Source organism: Methylocella sp. (assembly GCF_044226135.1).
In the GTDB taxonomy this organism is placed as follows: Bacteria; Pseudomonadota; Alphaproteobacteria; order Rhizobiales; family Beijerinckiaceae; genus Methylocapsa.
The window spans coordinates 87,678-104,082 of sequence record NZ_JBGAHM010000003.1; the positions used below are offsets into that span (position 1 = coordinate 87,678).

At 66.9% G+C, this 16,405-nt stretch carries 12 protein-coding genes; 7 read left to right on the forward strand and 5 right to left on the reverse strand.

From position 1 onward, the window contains the following. Window positions 1-4: 4 nt before the first annotated feature. The gene (locus ACILRB_RS02560) at window positions 5-1,267 is read right to left on the reverse strand and encodes a COG4223 family protein (protein WP_395664729.1); all 1,263 of its coding nucleotides are present in this window, start codon (window positions 1,265-1,267) and stop codon (window positions 5-7) included. 430 nt (window positions 1,268-1,697) lie between these two features. Between ACILRB_RS02560 and ACILRB_RS02565 the strand changes: the two genes are divergently transcribed. After that, entirely contained in the window at window positions 1,698-4,148 is a 2,451-nt protein-coding gene (locus ACILRB_RS02565; protein ID WP_395664730.1) for a glycosyl hydrolase family 28-related protein, read from the forward strand. Window positions 4,149-4,170: 22 nt separating this feature from the next. On the opposite strand, the gene ubiG is transcribed toward ACILRB_RS02565, so the two are convergent. Then, window positions 4,171-4,932 carry a bifunctional 2-polyprenyl-6-hydroxyphenol methylase/3-demethylubiquinol 3-O-methyltransferase UbiG gene (gene ubiG, locus ACILRB_RS02570; protein ID WP_395664731.1) on the reverse strand — a complete coding sequence of 254 codons (762 nt, stop codon included), beginning with the start codon at window positions 4,930-4,932 and terminating at the stop codon, window positions 4,171-4,173. 195 nt (window positions 4,933-5,127) lie between these two features. Here ubiG and ACILRB_RS02575 point away from each other — a divergent pair, with 195 nt between their 5' ends. The 3 genes from ACILRB_RS02575 to prfA all read left to right on the forward strand — a co-directional run bounded on the left by ACILRB_RS02575 (window position 5,128) and on the right by prfA (window position 10,154). Further along, the gene (locus ACILRB_RS02575; protein WP_395664817.1) at window positions 5,128-6,363 is read left to right on the forward strand and encodes an aspartate kinase; all 1,236 of its coding nucleotides are present in this window, start codon (window positions 5,128-5,130) and stop codon (window positions 6,361-6,363) included. A gap of 304 nt (window positions 6,364-6,667) precedes the next feature. Then, window positions 6,668-8,935 carry a phosphoenolpyruvate--protein phosphotransferase gene (ptsP, locus tag ACILRB_RS02580; protein WP_395664732.1) on the forward strand — a complete coding sequence of 756 codons (2,268 nt, stop codon included), beginning with the start codon at window positions 6,668-6,670 and terminating at the stop codon, window positions 8,933-8,935. A gap of 136 nt (window positions 8,936-9,071) precedes the next feature. Then, the gene (gene prfA / locus ACILRB_RS02585) at window positions 9,072-10,154 is read left to right on the forward strand and encodes a peptide chain release factor 1 (protein ID WP_395664733.1); all 1,083 of its coding nucleotides are present in this window, start codon (window positions 9,072-9,074) and stop codon (window positions 10,152-10,154) included. Between the two features lie 6 nt (window positions 10,155-10,160). On the opposite strand, the gene ACILRB_RS02590 is transcribed toward prfA, so the two are convergent. Beyond that, window positions 10,161-10,478 (reverse strand): hypothetical protein, encoded by a 318-nt coding sequence (locus ACILRB_RS02590; RefSeq protein ID WP_395664734.1) that lies wholly within the window; start codon window positions 10,476-10,478, stop codon window positions 10,161-10,163. A gap of 201 nt (window positions 10,479-10,679) precedes the next feature. Here ACILRB_RS02590 and ACILRB_RS02595 point away from each other — a divergent pair, with 201 nt between their 5' ends. From ACILRB_RS02595 to ACILRB_RS02605, 3 genes are all read left to right on the forward strand, one after another. Next, window positions 10,680-11,261 carry a YbhB/YbcL family Raf kinase inhibitor-like protein gene (locus ACILRB_RS02595; protein WP_395664735.1) on the forward strand — a complete coding sequence of 194 codons (582 nt, stop codon included), beginning with the start codon at window positions 10,680-10,682 and terminating at the stop codon, window positions 11,259-11,261. Between the two features lie 120 nt (window positions 11,262-11,381). Beyond that, the gene (locus ACILRB_RS02600; protein WP_395664736.1) at window positions 11,382-12,224 is read left to right on the forward strand and encodes a transglutaminase family protein; all 843 of its coding nucleotides are present in this window, start codon (window positions 11,382-11,384) and stop codon (window positions 12,222-12,224) included. Window positions 12,225-12,360: 136 nt separating this feature from the next. Further along, window positions 12,361-13,683: an alpha/beta hydrolase gene (locus ACILRB_RS02605; RefSeq protein ID WP_395664737.1), complete on the forward strand. Its 1,323-nt coding sequence runs from the start codon at window positions 12,361-12,363 to the stop codon at window positions 13,681-13,683. A 430-nt stretch (window positions 13,684-14,113) separates the two neighbouring features. On the opposite strand, the gene ACILRB_RS02610 is transcribed toward ACILRB_RS02605, so the two are convergent. Together ACILRB_RS02610 and purH are read right to left on the reverse strand one after the other, a co-directional pair. Further along, window positions 14,114-14,395, reverse strand: coding sequence for a heavy metal-binding domain-containing protein (locus tag ACILRB_RS02610; RefSeq protein WP_395664738.1), 282 nt, complete (start codon window positions 14,393-14,395; stop codon window positions 14,114-14,116). Between the two features lie 324 nt (window positions 14,396-14,719). After that, on the reverse strand, window positions 14,720-16,312 hold the full coding sequence (purH, locus tag ACILRB_RS02615; protein ID WP_395664739.1) for a bifunctional phosphoribosylaminoimidazolecarboxamide formyltransferase/IMP cyclohydrolase: 1,593 nt from the start codon (window positions 16,310-16,312) through the stop codon (window positions 14,720-14,722). Window positions 16,313-16,405: the final 93 nt, after the last annotated feature.

Below are 16,405 nucleotides of genomic sequence, written 5' to 3' on the forward strand. Positions count from 1 at the left end.
GGGCTCAGGATTTCGTCTTGGCGGAGGCCTTGACCGCGTCCGCCTCGATCGCTTTTGCGGCGGCGACGGCGGCGAGGCGCGCCTTGGCCGCCTCGCCCCATTTCGCCGACTTCGCCTTTACGTCTTCAGGCAGCTTCGACCAGAGTTCATAGGCCCTGGCGAGTTCGCCGCGCTTCAGCTCGGCCGAAATGGCCGCGAGACGGCCGGGAATGTCGTCGTCGGCGGGATCGGCTTCGCGGCGCACACGCACCAGATTGAGCGCGTCATGCTTCAGCCGGTCGATGATGCTGAGATCCTTCGGCGGATCCTTGAGTTCGAGCGACGGCGTAAGCGCCGCGAAACGCTCTTCGAGCGCCACGAGCTTGACGACGCCCGAATCGGCATAGGGCTTCAGCGCGTTAAGCCGCGCCGGATCGACGCCTTTTTCCTGGAGCGCGGCGAGATCGTTTGCGAACGGCGCGCCCGAGGCCACATGCTCCCGCAACATGGCGGCGAGCAGCGCGACGGAATAGGCCGCGTCGCGCTCCTTGATCGTGGCCGTCGTGGCTTCGAGCGCCTTGCGGGCCTCTTCGTCGACCTTCAGCTCGGCGCCTTTCGCTTCGACCGATTCGAGGCGCGAGCCGAGATCCTGCATATGGCCTGCGACGCGCGATTCAAATCCTTCGAGTTTTGCGGCGACTTCATCGAGGCGCGCGTTGAGCGGGCCGAGATCCGGCTGCGGCGGGGCCGGCGCGTCGAGGACGCGGCGCGCGCCTTCGGCCGCCGAAGAGGCCGAGGCCTCCGCCTGTTTGGCGACGTCCTGCGCTGTCGCCGCGGCGCTTTCGGCTTTGGCCGCGGCGGCCCTGGCGGCGTCCATGACGTCATCCGGCAGGGATGATTTCATGTTGGCAGCCGTCTTCTCGGCCGCGTCGACGCGCGCCTGAAGAGCGGCGAGCGAGGCCGAGGCGGCGGCGACTTTCTTGTCAAGCTCGACCGTGCGCGCGTTGACGCTGGCGACGGGGTCAGGCCCGGACGTCTTTTCGAGATAACGCAGGGTCGCGTCGGCGCCTGCTCCGCCGAGCGCGCCGACGACGAGAGCGCCAAGGAGAAGAGGCAGGCGCGACGGACGCCGATCCGGCGCCGCGGGCGCCACGCCCGTAGCCGGCTCGCGAGGTTCGGCCTCGCCGCTCGGCTCGTCGGTTGCGCCCGGCGCGGTCGATGCGTCATCCGACGGTCGGGGCTCGTTCGCTGCGGCCGCGCCGCTCGAATCGTCCTTGTCCCCGGCCATCGCACGCCCCCCTATTTTCCCTCTTTAAGTAAAGCATGGCGGAACGGCCCGCAATGTGGAAGCCCGCCCGCGAAACCGCGGGAGACGCGGCGGCCTCGCCTCCATTCGGCGCTGCGCCGCATGGAGGCGCTCGTCGCCGCGCGGCCATTTTTCGAGACATTTTCCGCCGCGCCTCAAGCTTCTCATTCAATTGATCTTTTTGTCGCTGTCCGATCGAAGGCTTTGGCCCTTCGGCGGATGCGCCACAGTTTATGGAACTATTTATAAATATCACAATTTATCATTCATATAATGAATAGCGCCTGATGCCATTTGTCGTCACATTTTAATGTCACGCATCAGTTGATCGGCTCATACGCCCTCTCGGAGATCCAAAATGTCGTTTGATCTGGCCCGAACGCCGCGCCGTCGCGGCCGGGCGTCTCTTGTCGTGAACCTGCGACGCCTCATTTTCGCCTGCGGCGCGGCCGCCGTGGCGACCTTCAGTTCGGCGGCGGCGGCGCCGGCGATCCTGACGTCGCCCGTGTCCGGCAATCCCGGAGACTTCATCACGCTGTCCGGTTCGGGCTTTGGAAGCGCCCCGCGCGTATTCCTGAAATCCGGAGCGTCGGGCCCGGAGGTCGAACTCGACGTGTCTCAGAGCCGCGACAATCTCGTCGTCGTCCGCATCCCCAGGGCGGCCGCCTTCGATCTCTACACGGTGCGCGTGCTCGACACGCAGGGCGGAGCGAGCGCCAGCACGCAGATCAACGCCCCTCAGGTGCACTACATCGACGCGCCAGACACCGCCAGCGGCTATGAAAACCGGGTGTTCGGACGCAATCTCTACGTCAACGGTCAGACCCCGGTCGTTTCGTTTCTCGACACGGTCACCAACGCCAAGGCCCAAGCGACGGTCGTCGGGAAGAACCCCTACCAGCTGATTTTCGTCGCGCCGTCTTCGATCGTAGCCGGCCACCCCTACAAGGTGGTCGTGTCCAACGCCTATGCGGAGACGACCAGCGAATCGACCACCATGGGTCATCCGGGCGGTCATGACTTCTACAAGACCAACATGGCCTGGGGCGCCGAGTTCACCGCCTACGATCTCCCAAGCTACAGGAACGGCGCCCCCGGGGGAGACCCCACGGGCCATCGTTATTTCAACGTCAAGACCGATCCGGCGCTGGTCGTCAAGGCGACGGGCGACGGCGTGACCAACGACGCGCCGGCGATCCAGGCGGCGATCGACAAGGCGTCCAAAAATGGCGGCGGCCGCGTCTTCCTGCCGGCCGGCGTCTACAACCTCGGATATACCGGAATCTACATCCGCGCGGGCGTCGCGATTCAGGGCGCGGGCCGCACGGCGACGAAGATCATCTACGGCCCGACGACGCCGCAGGGCTCGTCCTTCACCATGGCCGGCGTCTATATTCCAGACAGCGGCGCGAGAACCGGAATAGCCGATCTCTCCATCCAGAACCTCGACGTCACGAGCCAGCGCGTGAGGAACCTCAATCGCGTTGGCGGAACCCTGTCGAAATTCTTCATCGTGCGGGTCGACTGGGACATGGGCTCCGGCTGGTTCATGGACATCATCGGCGACCGCATCGTGATTCTCGGATCGACGTTCACCCAGGCCAAGAACTACCATAACGGCGATCAGTTCACGGGCGGCCTTGGACCGTTCTACATCAAGCCTGTCACCAATATGACGTTCAAGGACAACATCGTGACCTGGGCGACGAACCAGATCCAGATCGATGAATCCGTCAACGTCCGGATCGAGAGCAACCGGTTTATCCGCAGCGCGTCCGACACCATCGTGGCGACAGCGGCGCAGACCTCATGGCCGTACACGACGAAGAAGATCGAGGTCGGCGACGTCATCAGCCGCCGCATCGGCCGTCATCTCGCCATGCAGTTCTGCAAAAACATCTTTGTCACCAATAACAGCTTTGAGGTGAGCGACGGGCGGCTCGCCGACAACTGGAACGACGGAGAAGGCTTCCTTAACGAGTCGCGTGGGCGCGAGGACGTCGGCGTCGTCACAGCCGCCTCGGCGACAAGCGTCACCGACGACTCCCGCTGCTCCGGCGACTGCGTCTGGAACTATTACCCGAACGCGTCGGTGATCTTTCTCGTCTCGGGCGACGGCGCGGGGCAATGGCGCCGCATCACGGGCAAGAACGGCAACACCTTCATGCTCGACAGGCCATGGGACGTGACGCCGAAGGCCGGCGACCACTTCTCGATGGCGCCGCCGTCCTTCGAGAATGTCGTCGTCTACGGCAACTTCATGACGGGGCCGCTCACGGGGGTGGCGCTGTGGTCCGGCATGTTCATCAACGTTTCGGTCGTCGGGAACAGGCTGACCGACGCGTCGGGCATCTACATCGACGCCAAGTCGTGGGACAAGGGCCGCGTGTCCAACTTCCGCGTGCACAGCGCCTTCAAGAACATCGAAATCAAGGCCAACATCCTCAAGAACACGCTCGGCCAGCGCGCCGTCTATATCTGGTCGGGTCAGACGCTGGTCTATCCGAACCAGATCTGGGGCACGTCGATGTTTGGCGTGGAGATACGCTCCAACCAGCTGACCGCAAAGCCCGGCACCTATCCCTACCTGTACCGCGAGGGCTACAACAACAACGTGCTCTACCAGAGCTCCGCGCCCTATGTCGAAAGCGGGATCCCGGCGCTTCTCGGCGTGGTGTTCCAGGGCAACAGCTGCGTCAACTGCCCGCGCGTCTTCACGCTGACGACCGGCGCCGTGGGCACGGTGCTGTGGAACACGTCATGGTCGGCCTCGCCCGGCGTGTCCTCGATCTTCCTCTATGACGTGCCGGTCGCTCCCACGACGACGCAGGCCTCGTCCGGGACGGTGGTCGGAAAGGACTGAACGCGCGCCGCGCGCGAGGAGCTCAACCCTCCTTGCGCGCGGCTGTCATGTAGTTCACGGCCAAGTCGCGGCCGAGCCGCCAGGATCCGGCGAGCGGATCGAAGATCACGCCGGTCTCGTCGAACGCCGTCAGCCCCGCGCGCGCGAACGCGCGCTCGAGCTCGCGCGGCGTGACGAACTTGCGCCAGTCATGCGTGCCGCGCGGCGCCCAGCCCAGCACATATTCGGCGCCGACGACGGCGAGCACATAGGATTTCGCCGTGCGGTTCAGCGTCGCGGCGACGACGAGGCCGCCCGGTCTTGCGAGCGCCCCGGCGGCGCTTACGAACCCCGCGACGTCACGCACATGCTCCAGCACCTCCATCATGAAGACGGCGTCGAAGCTCTCCCCGGCCTCGGCCAGCGCCTCGACGCTTGAACAGCGATAGTCGATCGAAAGCCCCGAAGCCTCGGCATGGACTTTCGCCGCAGCGATATTGGCGGGCGCCGGATCGACGGCGCAGACGCTCGCGCCAAGGCGGGCGAGCGGTTCGGCGAAAAGCCCGGCGCCGCAACCCGCGTCGAGCAGGCGCAGCCCCTCGAGCGGCCGCGCGGGAGAAACGCCGGCCCGCGGCCCGAAATGACGCAGCAGCAGATCGCGGGCATGGGCGACGCGCACGGGATTGAGCCGGTGCAGCGCGGCCATCGGCCCGTCGAGCCGCCACCAATCCTGCGCCAGCGCGTCGAACCGCGCCACTTCTTCGGCGTCCACCGAGGACGCCCGCTCCGCCTGACCCGCCGCCATGGTTTGCATTCCGTCCGGCTTTATTGCATATACGCGCCCGCGCTCGGGGCCGCGCCGTCAACGGCGCGTCGCGCCGGGCCGCCCGCCGCGAAACCTTGATAGGCCGTCCGCACGGCGCAAGGCAAATCGCGTCAGCCGTCGAATCCCAAGGTCTTTATTCAGGACCGCCCGCGCGAAGGAGCGCTTTTGGCGCCGATGCCCCGTCTCGTGATGAAATTTGGCGGCACTTCGGTCGCGAACATGGACCGCATCCGCAATGTCGCGCGCCATGTCGCGCGCGAGCGCGCCGCCGGCTTCGACGTCGCCGTCGTCGTCTCGGCCATGTCCGGCAAGACCAACGAGCTCGTCGGCTGGTGCCAGGACGCCGCGAAGATCTTCGACCCGCGCGAGTATGACGTGGTCGTCTCCTCGGGCGAGCAGGTCACGGCCGGCCTTCTCGCGATGACGCTGGTCGGCCAGGGAATCCCCGCAAGGTCCTGGCTCGGCTGGCAGATTCCGATCCTGACGACCTCCGCCCATGGTTCGGCGCGCATCGACGAGATCGACGGAACGTCGCTCGTCGACGGGTTTTCGCGCGGCGAGGTGGCGGTGATCGCGGGTTTCCAGGGGCTTGATCCTGAAACGCGCAGCGTCACCACGCTCGGGCGCGGCGGGTCCGACACCAGCGCCGTCGCCATCGCGGCCGCGGTCAAGGCCGACCGCTGCGACATCTACACCGACGTCGACGGCGTCTATACGACCGATCCGCGCATCGTGCCCAAGGCGCGCCGTCTCGACCGCATCGCCTTCGAGGAGATGCTCGAAATGGCTTCGCTTGGCGCCAAGGTGCTTCAGGTGCGCTCGGTGGAGCTCGCCATGACCCACAAGGTCAAGACTTTCGTGCGGTCTTCCTTCGACGACCCGGATTTCCCGCAGCCCGGCACGCTGATGTGCGACGAGGAGGATATCGTGGAGCAGCCGATCGTGACGGGCATCGCCTTCGCCCGAGACGAGGCGCAGATCACGCTGAAGCGCGTCGCCGACCGCCCCGGCGTCGCCGCCGCCGTGTTCATGCCGCTCGCCGAGGCCAACATCAACGTCGACATGATCGTCCAGGTCGCCTCCGACGACGGCCGCACGACCGACATGACCTTCACCGTTCCCGGCGTCGAATTCGAGCGCGCCAAGGCCATTCTGATCAAGGCCCAGTCCGAGATCGCCTTTGAAAGCCTGCACGGCGCGAGCGACGTCGTGAAAATCTCGGCGATCGGCGTCGGCATGCGCAGCCACGCCGGCGTCGCCGCCAGGGCCTTCCGGGCGCTCGCCGACAAGGGCATCAACATCAGGGCGATCACCACCTCCGAGATCAAGTTTTCGGTGCTGATCGATTCCGCCTATACCGAGCTCGCGGTGCGCACGCTCCATTCGCTCTACGGCCTGGACCAGGGCTGAGTCCGAACCGGACGCCCCGCCGCGTCACGCTGAAGGCCCGCGGCGGGGCGTTTTCGCCGCGACGGCCGATATTATGAGAAAATTTCGGCGAAACCGACGACCGCCGGGCGGCCGCCGGCGTCTCGCGGACGGCGCGGCGCACCAATTGCTTGCGGATCGGGCCCCTCGCTGTTTAAAGGGGGATCACGACGCAGAAACGACGGCCGCGCATTCCGTCGCCTTTCGGCGCGCCGTCCATTGCTCACGCGGCTCCACCGCCCCGATCGGCCCAAGCGGCCCGTTTGGGCCAATTTAGGAACAAGCCATGTACGGCGCACTCGGCGGACCGCGTCTGCTGCTGCGCCGGCTTCGCGAAGTCATGGCGGAGCCGGTCAGCCCGCAGGCGCGGCTCGACAAGATCGTCGTCCATATCGCCGCCAACATGGTGGCGGAGGTCTGCTCGGTCTATATCCTGCGCGCCGACGGACGGCTTGAGCTTTATGCGACCGAGGGCCTGAACCGCGACGCGGTGCATCGCACCACCATGCGCGCGAGCGAGGGCCTCATCGGCCTCATCGCGGAGACCGCCGAGCCGCTCGCCCTCGCCGACGCCCAGACGCATCCGGCCTTCTCGTACCGCCCCGAGACGGGCGAGGAAATCTATTCGTCCTTCCTCGGCGTGCCGATCCTGCGCGGCGGCAACACGCTCGGCGTGCTCGACATCCAGAACCGGGCGCGGCGGGTCTACACCGACGAGGAAATCGAGGCGCTTCAGACCACGGCGATGCTGCTCGCCGAGATGATCGCCTCGGGCGAGCTGCATTCGCTCGCCGTCGAGCCCGGCGCCGACATCGCGCTCGGGCGTCCGCGCAGCCTCAAGGGCATGGCCCTCGCCGACGGCGTCGGCCTCGGCCATGTCGTGCTGCATGAGCCGCGGATCGTCGTCAAGCAGCTCATCGCCGAGGACGTCAAGCAGGAGCTCGAACGGCTCGACAAGGCGATCGCCGAGATGCGCGACGGACTCGACGCGCTGATCGAGCGCGGCGCGCTCGAGCCCGGCGAGCATCGCGACGTGCTCGAAACCTTCCGCATGGTGGCCCATGACCGCGGCTGGCTGCGCCGCCTGCGCGAGGCCGTGGCGAGCGGCCTGACCGCCGAGGCGGCCGTCGAGCGCGTCCAGAGCGACGCGCGCGCGCGGCTTCAGCGGCACCCCGAGCCGTCCATGCGCGAGCGCCTGCACGACCTCGACGACCTCGCCAACCGGCTGCTGCACCAGCTCACCGGCCAGAGCTATGTGGCCGCGCATGAGGAGCTGCCGGCCAACGCCATCGTGGTGGCGCGCGCCATGGGTCCGGCCGCCCTGCTCGAATATGACCGCTCGAAGCTGCGCGGCCTCGTGCTCGAAGACGTCGGCGGCGGCAGCCATGTGGCGATCGTGGCGCGCGCGCTCGGCGTCGCCGCGGTCGGCGACGTCGCCAACATCCTCGATTTTGTCGAGCCGGGCGATCCGATCATCGTCGACGGCCTTTCGGGCGACGTGCATGTGCGCCCGCCGCCGGACGTCGAGCACGCCTACGCTGAAAAAGCGCGGCTGCGCGCGAAACGGCTCGAACAATACCACAAGCTGCGCGACGTTCCCTCCGTCACGCGCGACGGCGTCGAGATCGAACTGCACATGAACGCGGGCCTGCTCGTCGACATGCGCCATCTGGACGAGACCGGAGCGCGCTCGGTCGGCCTGTTCCGCACCGAGCTGCAATTCATGCTGGCTTCGCGCTTTCCCAAGACGGGCGAGCAGGAGCAGCTTTATCGCGCCGCGCTCGACATCTCCGGCGGACGGACGATCACTTTCCGCACGCTCGACATCGGCTCCGACAAGGTCCTGCCCTACATGACGCAGGTCGAGGAGGAGAATCCGGCGCTGGGCTGGCGCGCCATCCGCATCGGCCTCGACCGGCCGGGCCTGCTGCGCACCCAGCTGCGCGGTCTGCTGCGCGCGGGCTCGGGGCGTGAATTGCGCGTCATGTTCCCGATGATCGCGAGCCTTGAGGAGTTCGAGGCGGCGAAGGCGATCCTTGCGCGCGAGCTCGTCCAGCTCGAGCGCCATGGCCGCGCGCCGCCCGCGGACCTCAAGGTCGGGGTGATGCTCGAAGTGCCCTCGCTCCTGTTCGAGATCGAGCATCTGTGCGAGGCGGCGGATTTCGTCTCCGTCGGCTCGAACGACCTGCTGCAGTATTTTTACGCCGTCGACCGCGACAACAAGCGCGTGGCCAGCCGCTTCGATCCCCTGTCCCTGCCCTTTCTGCGGGCGCTGAAGCGCGTCGCCGACGCCGCCCGCGCCTCATCGACGCCGCTGACCCTTTGCGGCGAGATCGGCGGGCGTCCGCTTGAGGCGCTCGCCCTGCTCGCCATCGGCTATCGCAGCCTGTCGATGTCGGCCGCCTCGATCGGCCCGGTCAAGGCGATGGCGATCGCGACGGACCTGCGCCTCGCGCGCTCCTTCGTGCAGAACAAGCTTGACGACAGGTCGAGCGGCCATGATCTGCGCGAGGCGCTGACGCAATTCGCCGAAGATCACGGCGTGCCGGTCTAGAGCATTTTCAGCGAAAGTTGCAGACTTTCGCGTAAAGAAAATGCGTAAAAACAAGATGTTAGAGCGCGTTCACGACTCGATGAACGCCGAACGCGCTCTCGCGTCGCGCCTCCCTGCTCCGGAATTCAGAACGCCCATGTTGCCGCAAGACAAACTCGACCTCATCCTGCGCCGCCACGACGAGGTGTCGGCGAAGCTCAACGAATCCGTCGAACCCGCGCTTTATGTCGAGCTCTCGCGCGAATTCTCGGCGCTCGGCGAGGTCGTCGCGGCGATCCGCGCCTATCGCGCCCAGACCGGCGAGGTCGAGGGGCTCGAGGCGATGCTGGCCGAGGCCGGGACCGAGGCCGAACTGCGCGCGCTCGCCGAGGACGAGCTCGCTGAGGCGCGGGAGCGCCTTTCGGCGCTCGAGCAGGAGCTCAGGATCGCGCTTCTGCCAAAAGACGCGGCCGACGCGAAAAGCGCCATTCTGGAGGTGCGCGCCGGAACCGGCGGCGACGAAGCCGCGCTGTTCGCCGGCGACCTTTTCCGCATGTATCAGCGCTACGCCGACCTGAAGGGCTGGAAGGTCGAGATCATCTCGGCCAACGAGGGGGCGGCCGGCGGCTTTAAGGAGATCGTCGCCGAAATCGCCGGCGCCGGCGTGTTCGCGCGGCTCAAGTTCGAGTCGGGCGCCCATCGCGTGCAGCGCGTGCCCGACACCGAGACACAGGGACGCATCCACACCTCGGCCGCGACCGTCGCCGTGCTGCCCGAAGCGCAGGAGGTCGACGTCGAGATCAACGAGGCCGACCTCAAGATCGACACCATGCGCGCCCAGGGCGCCGGCGGCCAGCACGTCAACAAGACCGAATCGGCGATCCGCATCACCCACGTCCCGACCGGCACCATCGTCTTCGTGCAGGACGAGCGCTCGCAGCACAAGAACAGGGCGCGGGCGATGGCGCTCCTGCGCTCGCGCATCTACGACGAACAGCGTCAGAAGCTCGACGCCGAGCGCGCCGCCGACCGGCGTTCACAGGTCGGCTCGGGCGACCGTTCCGAGCGCATCCGCACCTATAATTTCCCGCAGGGGCGCGTCACCGACCACCGCATCAACCTGACGCTCTACAAGCTCGACAAGGTCATGGCCGGCGAAGCCCTCGACGAAGTCGTCGACGCGCTGGTGACCGACCATCAGGCGGCGCTTCTCGCCGACAGCGAGGCGCGCGGCGCCTGACCCGCCCTAAAGATCCTGCATGGGCGAGCGGGAGCTGGCGTCGAACACGCGCTGCGCGCTCATCGCCGTCCGGTGGTCCTTCTCGAACACGAATTCCGTCACGAGATAGACGACGCCGCGCAGCACGACGCGCGTCTCCGACGAGACCGCGGCGTCGCCTGAGTAAAATCCGCAGGCCTGACGGCCGGCCTGCCGGGCGACCTCATTGGCGGCGACTTCCTTCATCCGCAATTCGGCGACGCGATCCTCGAACAGGATGGCGGCCTGTTTCGAGTCGCAGAGGAATTCGGCGATGTGAACAAGAAACGCGGCTTCCACGATCACGGCGCGATCCTTTGCAGGCAAAGAATGAGGCCTTCCGCAAACGCGCCCTCCCGTTCCGCCGCGGGGCGGTTTCCCGCCTGACGTTCGGCTTCCGCCGCGAGTGAAGCAAGAACGACGCCATCCTGCCGTCGAACCAAACCACTGGCTAAACGTTTAGTTCCACCGCCTTTTCAAGGCGGTGGATTTTTGGAGGACGGACGCATGCTCGGGAAACAGCCCGCGAGCCATCTTCGCGCCGCCGGCGCGGATGAGCCACAACCCTGGCTCGACGCTTTGATCTACGCCGAGGCGGGCGCTGAAATCCCAGAGACGATCCGGGTCGAAAGCGTCGCCTTCGAGGACGGCGAGCCGATTCCGCCGCTGTTCTCCGCCGCCGGCGAGGGCGAGTCGCCGCCGCTGCGCTGGCGCGGCGTGCCGGACGCGGCCGCCGCCATCGTGCTGATCGTCGAGGACGCCGACAGCCTCGCCGACGAGCCCTTTCTTCATGCGCTCGTCGTCAAGACGCCGGCGATCGACGACGACCTGATCCCTGGCGCCCTGCGGCGCGAAAACGACCTGACCGAGGGGCTTGTGTTTGGCTGCAACTCAAAGGGGGAGCAGGCCTGGACGCCTCCGGACCCGCCCGAGGGCGGCGGTCCGCATCGCTATGTGTTCCAGGTCTTCGCCGTCGATCGCCGGCCCGAGCTCGACGGCGGGCTCGTTCGCGCGGCGATCCTTCCGTTCCTGAGGGCGCATGGCCTCGCCAAGGGCTGCGTGACGGGGATTTTCGAGCGTCTTGCCTAACTTATGGGCTAACGTTTCTGGAACTTTCGGCCAGACGACAGGCTTTATGACATGAGGGCGACGCACTTTGTGGAGCCGCGTCGCTCAGGCCTGCGGCAATTGCCGAATTGGAACCGCATAATGCTGATTCGATATGGATATGAGCTGATCTTTCAGTGCTTTCAGCCCACGTTGATGGTCTGCCTGCTCGACTCCCACCCTGAATATGACTACCGGATTCGCTACAAGAGCGCCTTTCTGACCAATCCAGCCATCTCGACCCAGACCTATTTCGATTCCTACGGCAATTGCGTCCGGCGTTTCGTCGCCCCGGCCGGCGACCTCACCGTTTCGCGCGATTTCGTCATCGAGGATTCGGGCCTGCCCGACGGCTTCGAGCAGAACGCGCAGGAGACGCCGCTCGAAAATCTGCCGAGCGAAGTGCTCGTCTATCTGCTCGGCAGCCGCTATTGCGAGACCGACAAGCTCGGCGACGTCGCCTGGCAGCTGTTCGGCGCGACGCCGCGCGGCTGGGGCCGGGTCAAGGCGATCTGCGATTTCGTCAACGCCCATTTGACCTTCGGCTATCAATACGCCCGCTCCACGCGCACGGCTTTCGAGGCCTATAACGAGCGTCTTGGCGTCTGCCGCGACTTCGCCCATCTCGCCGTCGCCTTCTGCCGCTGCATGAATATTCCGGCGCGCTACGCCAACGGCTTTCTGGGCGACATCGGCGTTCCGCCGGACCCGGCGCCGATGGACTACAACGCCTGGTTCGAGGCCTATCTCGACGGACGCTGGATCACCTTCGACGCCCGCCACAACACGCCGCGCATCGGCCGCGTGACGGTCGCGCGCGGGCGCGACGCGACCGACATTCCGCTCGCGACCTCGTTCGGGCCGCATATCCTCAAGGGCTTCAAGGTCTGGACCGACGAGATCGACGAATCCGTGGCGCGCGATCTCGAACGCCGGATCGCATGACGGCGCCTTTGCAACGGGCCGCGAAAAAACGTCTGAATCCACGACTCGCCGCGCCGCGAAAGCCTGCGCGCGCTTGACGCGCTGAGAGCTTGTCCATGACAGTCTTCCGTCGGGCCTTTCCGGCGGAGATCTGGACGTGCGCGCCCAAACCCTTGTCGCTTTTCTCAAGATCAGGCTTTTCTCTGGGGCGCGCCGCCTGGGGGCGCGCGCGGCCCTGCGCCGGTCGGCGCCGCTGCTTTGCGGCGCCCTCGTCTGCGGCGGGCTTGCGGCCTGTTCGACGCCGACCGGCTTCCTCGAGCCCGTGCCGGCCGCTCCGCCCGGCGCGACGCAGGTCGAGATGGTGGTCGCGACCACGAGGATGCAGGCGTCAAGCCGCGCCGTGATGTTCGGCGGCGCGCGTGGGCCGCAGCCGGCCTTCGCCGACATCGTGGTCTCGATCCCGCCGGCCGAAAACCGCAAGATCGGCGACGTGCAATGGCCGAAGCAGCTGCCGGGCGATCCCGCGCGCGACTTCGTCACGCTCAAGGCCGACATCGTCACCAAGGACCAGGCCATCGCGGCCTTCTCGCGGATCCTGCATAAGTCCAACAAGAAGGAAGCGCTGATCTTCGTCCACGGCTTCAACCAGCGCTTCGACGACGCCGTCTTCCGCCTCGCCCAGATCGTCAATGATTCGGGCGCGAACGGCGTCGTCGCGCCGGTCCTGTTCACCTGGCCGTCGAAGGGCAGCATCTTCGCCTATGGCTATGACCGCGAGAGCGCCAATTACTCGCGCGACAGCCTTGAGGCGCTGATCCGCTTCATCGCCAAGGACAAGCAGGTCGAGCGCATCTCGATCCTCGCGCATTCCATGGGCAATTGGGTGACCCTCGAAGCCCTTCGCCAGATGGCCATCCGCGACGGGCGCGTCTCCCCCAAGGTCAAGCTCGTCATGCTCGCCGCCCCGGACGTCGACGTCGACATCGCGCGCGAGCAGCTCGCCGCCATGGGTCCCGACCATCCGCATATCGTGATCATGGTCTCGGAAGACGACCGCGCGCTCGCCGCCTCGCGCGAAGTCTGGGGCGCCCCGCGCCTCGGCGCCGTGAACCTCGACGCCGAGCCCTATCACAGCATCTTCGGCGCCGAGAAAAACCTGTCGGTGATCAATCTCACGCGCTTCCCGTCGCATGACGAGTTCAACCACGGCAAATTCGCCCAGGATCCGCGCGTCGTCGAGATGATCGGCACGAGCCTCGCCTCCGGTCAGACGCTGACCGATTCGCGCGTCGGCATCGGCGAACGAATCATGCAGACGACGGCGAGCGCGGCGAGTTCGGTCGGCCATGCCGCGGGCGTGGTCGTCTCGGCGCCGGTCGCGGTGATCGACCCCGAAACGCGCGAGCATTTCGGCGATCAGGTCGATCAGCTCACACAGTCCGTCACCTCGATCGGGCCGCGGTCGCGCGAAGCGGAATAAGCGGGCGCGAGGCCCGGACATAAGAAAGGCCGCGACATCGCGGCCTTTTCTTTTGCATTTTGAGAAGAAAGCGGGATTGGGCTCGTGGCCGAGCGGCCGCTGCGGTTTCAATCGCCTCGCGGCAGAACCTGAACCTGCGGCGTCCGCCGGGCCGGCCCCCTGCGAAAGACGGACGAGACTCTCGCGCCAATTTTCGCCTCAAGGACGTTTCGTCGTCAAAGCTTTGACCGGCAGGCTTTCGCGCCGGAAGCCAAAAAACACGGCAGGGCGAGGCGTCCGACGCGAAGCCGCAGCCATGGGCTGGGGCTCTTTATATCGACCGGACGGCGAAGCGCCCGGTCGAAGCTTTCCGGCGGCGGCGCCGCGTTCATCCGTCGTCAAATCAGGCCCGACGCCCTCAGGCCCGATCACATCGGGCCGGACCGGCCGATCAGGCGGGCGCGCCGAGCCGGACGGCGGTGCCGACGGCGCGGACACGACGCAGGCGGACGCCGGCCTCTTCGACCGGGGTGACCGAGTCGCTCTCATAAGAGACGTCGATGATGGCGTCGGCGTCTACGTCTTCGGCGCGCCGGATCAGGGCCTGCAGCGCGGCGTCGCGCCAGTCTTCCTGGGAGGCTTCGGCCGCGTGCCAGGCGGAAGCTGCGCTGATCTTGCCGATCGGCTGGATCACGCGCGCGCCGTTCACGAATTCCGTATTGCTGACGTACATAACACTCTCCGACGCGGACGACGATAGCGGCGATGGCTTTCCCGAGGCTTGACGGGGGCTGATCCGCTTTGTTGAGGCCACTATCGCTGGTTCGACCTGAACCGTAGGTGACTTACCACACCTTCCCGCGGCGCCGTGCTCAAAATAATTTTGGCGATGGTTTCGCAAAATTTAACAGGGCGTTACTTGTTCTTGCATCGCAGCATAATTACGTCCCGGGCGTACCCTGCCCCGGACGCGCGAGGGGCGAAAACAAACGCCCGCCAAAGCCGGCGGGCGTTCTGAAGCTGGAGCCGAAGCGTCGAAAACCGCCAGGCCCGGCGCTCAGTGCCGGAAATGGCGCACGCCCGTGTAGACCATGGCCGCGCCGGCGGCGTCGGCGGCGGCCGCCACTTCCGCGTCGCGCACGGAGCCGCCCGGCTGGATCAGGGCCGTCGCGCCCGCGGCCAGGGCCGCCTCGACGCCGTCCGCAAAGGGGAAGAAAGCGTCGGAGGCTACGACCGACCCCTGCGCCAGGCTTTCGGGCAGGCCTGCGGCGCTGGCCGCCTCGGCCGCCTTCAGGGCGGCGATGCGGGTCGAATCGACGCGGCTCATCTGGCCCGCGCCGATCCCTGCGGTCGCCCCGCCGCGCGCGAAGACGATGGCGTTCGACTTCACATGCTTGGCGACGCGGAACGCGAACAGAAGGTCGCGCCATTCCGCGTCGGTCGGCTCGCGCCGCGTGACGACCTTGAGCTCCATGTCGTCGACGACGGCGTTGTCGCGCGTCTGGACAAGAAGCCCGCCGGCCACCGGCCTGAAGGTCACGCCCGGCGCGCGCGCGTCGGGCAGTCCGCCGGTCACGAGCAGGCGCAGGTTCTTCTTCGCGGCGATGATCTCGACGGCTTCGGGGCTCGCGTCGGGGGCGATGATCACCTCGGTGAAGATTTCGGCGATCTCGCGCGCGGCGTCGGCGTCGAGCGCGCGGTTGAGCGCGACGACGCCGCCGAAGGCTGAAACGGGATCGCAGCGCAGGGCGAGCCGATAGGCTTCCGCCAGCGTTCCAGCCTCGGCGACGCCGCAGGGGTTGGCGTGTTTGATGATGGCGACGGCGGCCGTGCGCGCAGGATCGAATTCGGCGGCGAGCTCGAAGGCGGCGTCGGCGTCGTTGATGTTGTTGTAGGACAGCTCCTTGCCCTGGAGCTGGCGCGCGCTCGCGACGCCGGAACGGCGCTCGCCGGCGGCGTAGAAGGCCGCGCGCTGATGCGGATTCTCGCCGTAGCGCAGCGATTGGCGCAGCGCGCCGCCAAAGGCGCGAAAGCCCGGCGCGTCGACGCCGACCTGCTCGGCGAGCCAGTTGGAGACGGCGGCGTCATAGGCCGCAGTGCGCGCGAAGGCTTTCTGCGCCAGCTTCTGGCGCAGGGCGAGCGTCGTGCCGCCGCCGTTGGCCTTCAGTTCGTCGAGCAGGGGCGCATAGTCCTCGACCGCGACCACGACGGCCACGTCGTTGAAATTCTTGGAGGCGGCGCGGATCATCGCCGGCCCGCCGATGTCGATGTTCTCGATGCAGACGTCGAAATCGGCGCCGGCGTCGACCGTCGCCTGAAAGGGGTAGAGATTGACCACGAGAAGGTCGATCGGAAGGATGTCATGGGCGAGCATCGCCGCCTCATGTTCGGGGTTCTCGCGGATCGCGAGGAGCCCGCCATGGACTTTGGGATGCAGCGTCTTGACCCGCCCGTCCATGAGCTCGGGAAACCCCGTGACGTCGGCGACGTCCGTCACCTTGAGCCCGGCGCCGGCCAGCGCCGCATGCGTGCCGCCGGTCGAGATCAGCTCGACGCCAAATTCGGCGAGCGCGCGCGCGAAATCGACGAGGCCCGTCTTGTCCGAGACGGAAATCAGCGCCCGGTGGGCGCGGCGGAACTCTTGCGACATGCTGACCGCCTGCCTTGTTGCGACAGGCAGGCTGTTAGCATGAAGCGCGGCGCGCGCCTATATGAGCGCCGCCCTGCGACGCGGCGCGCCCCG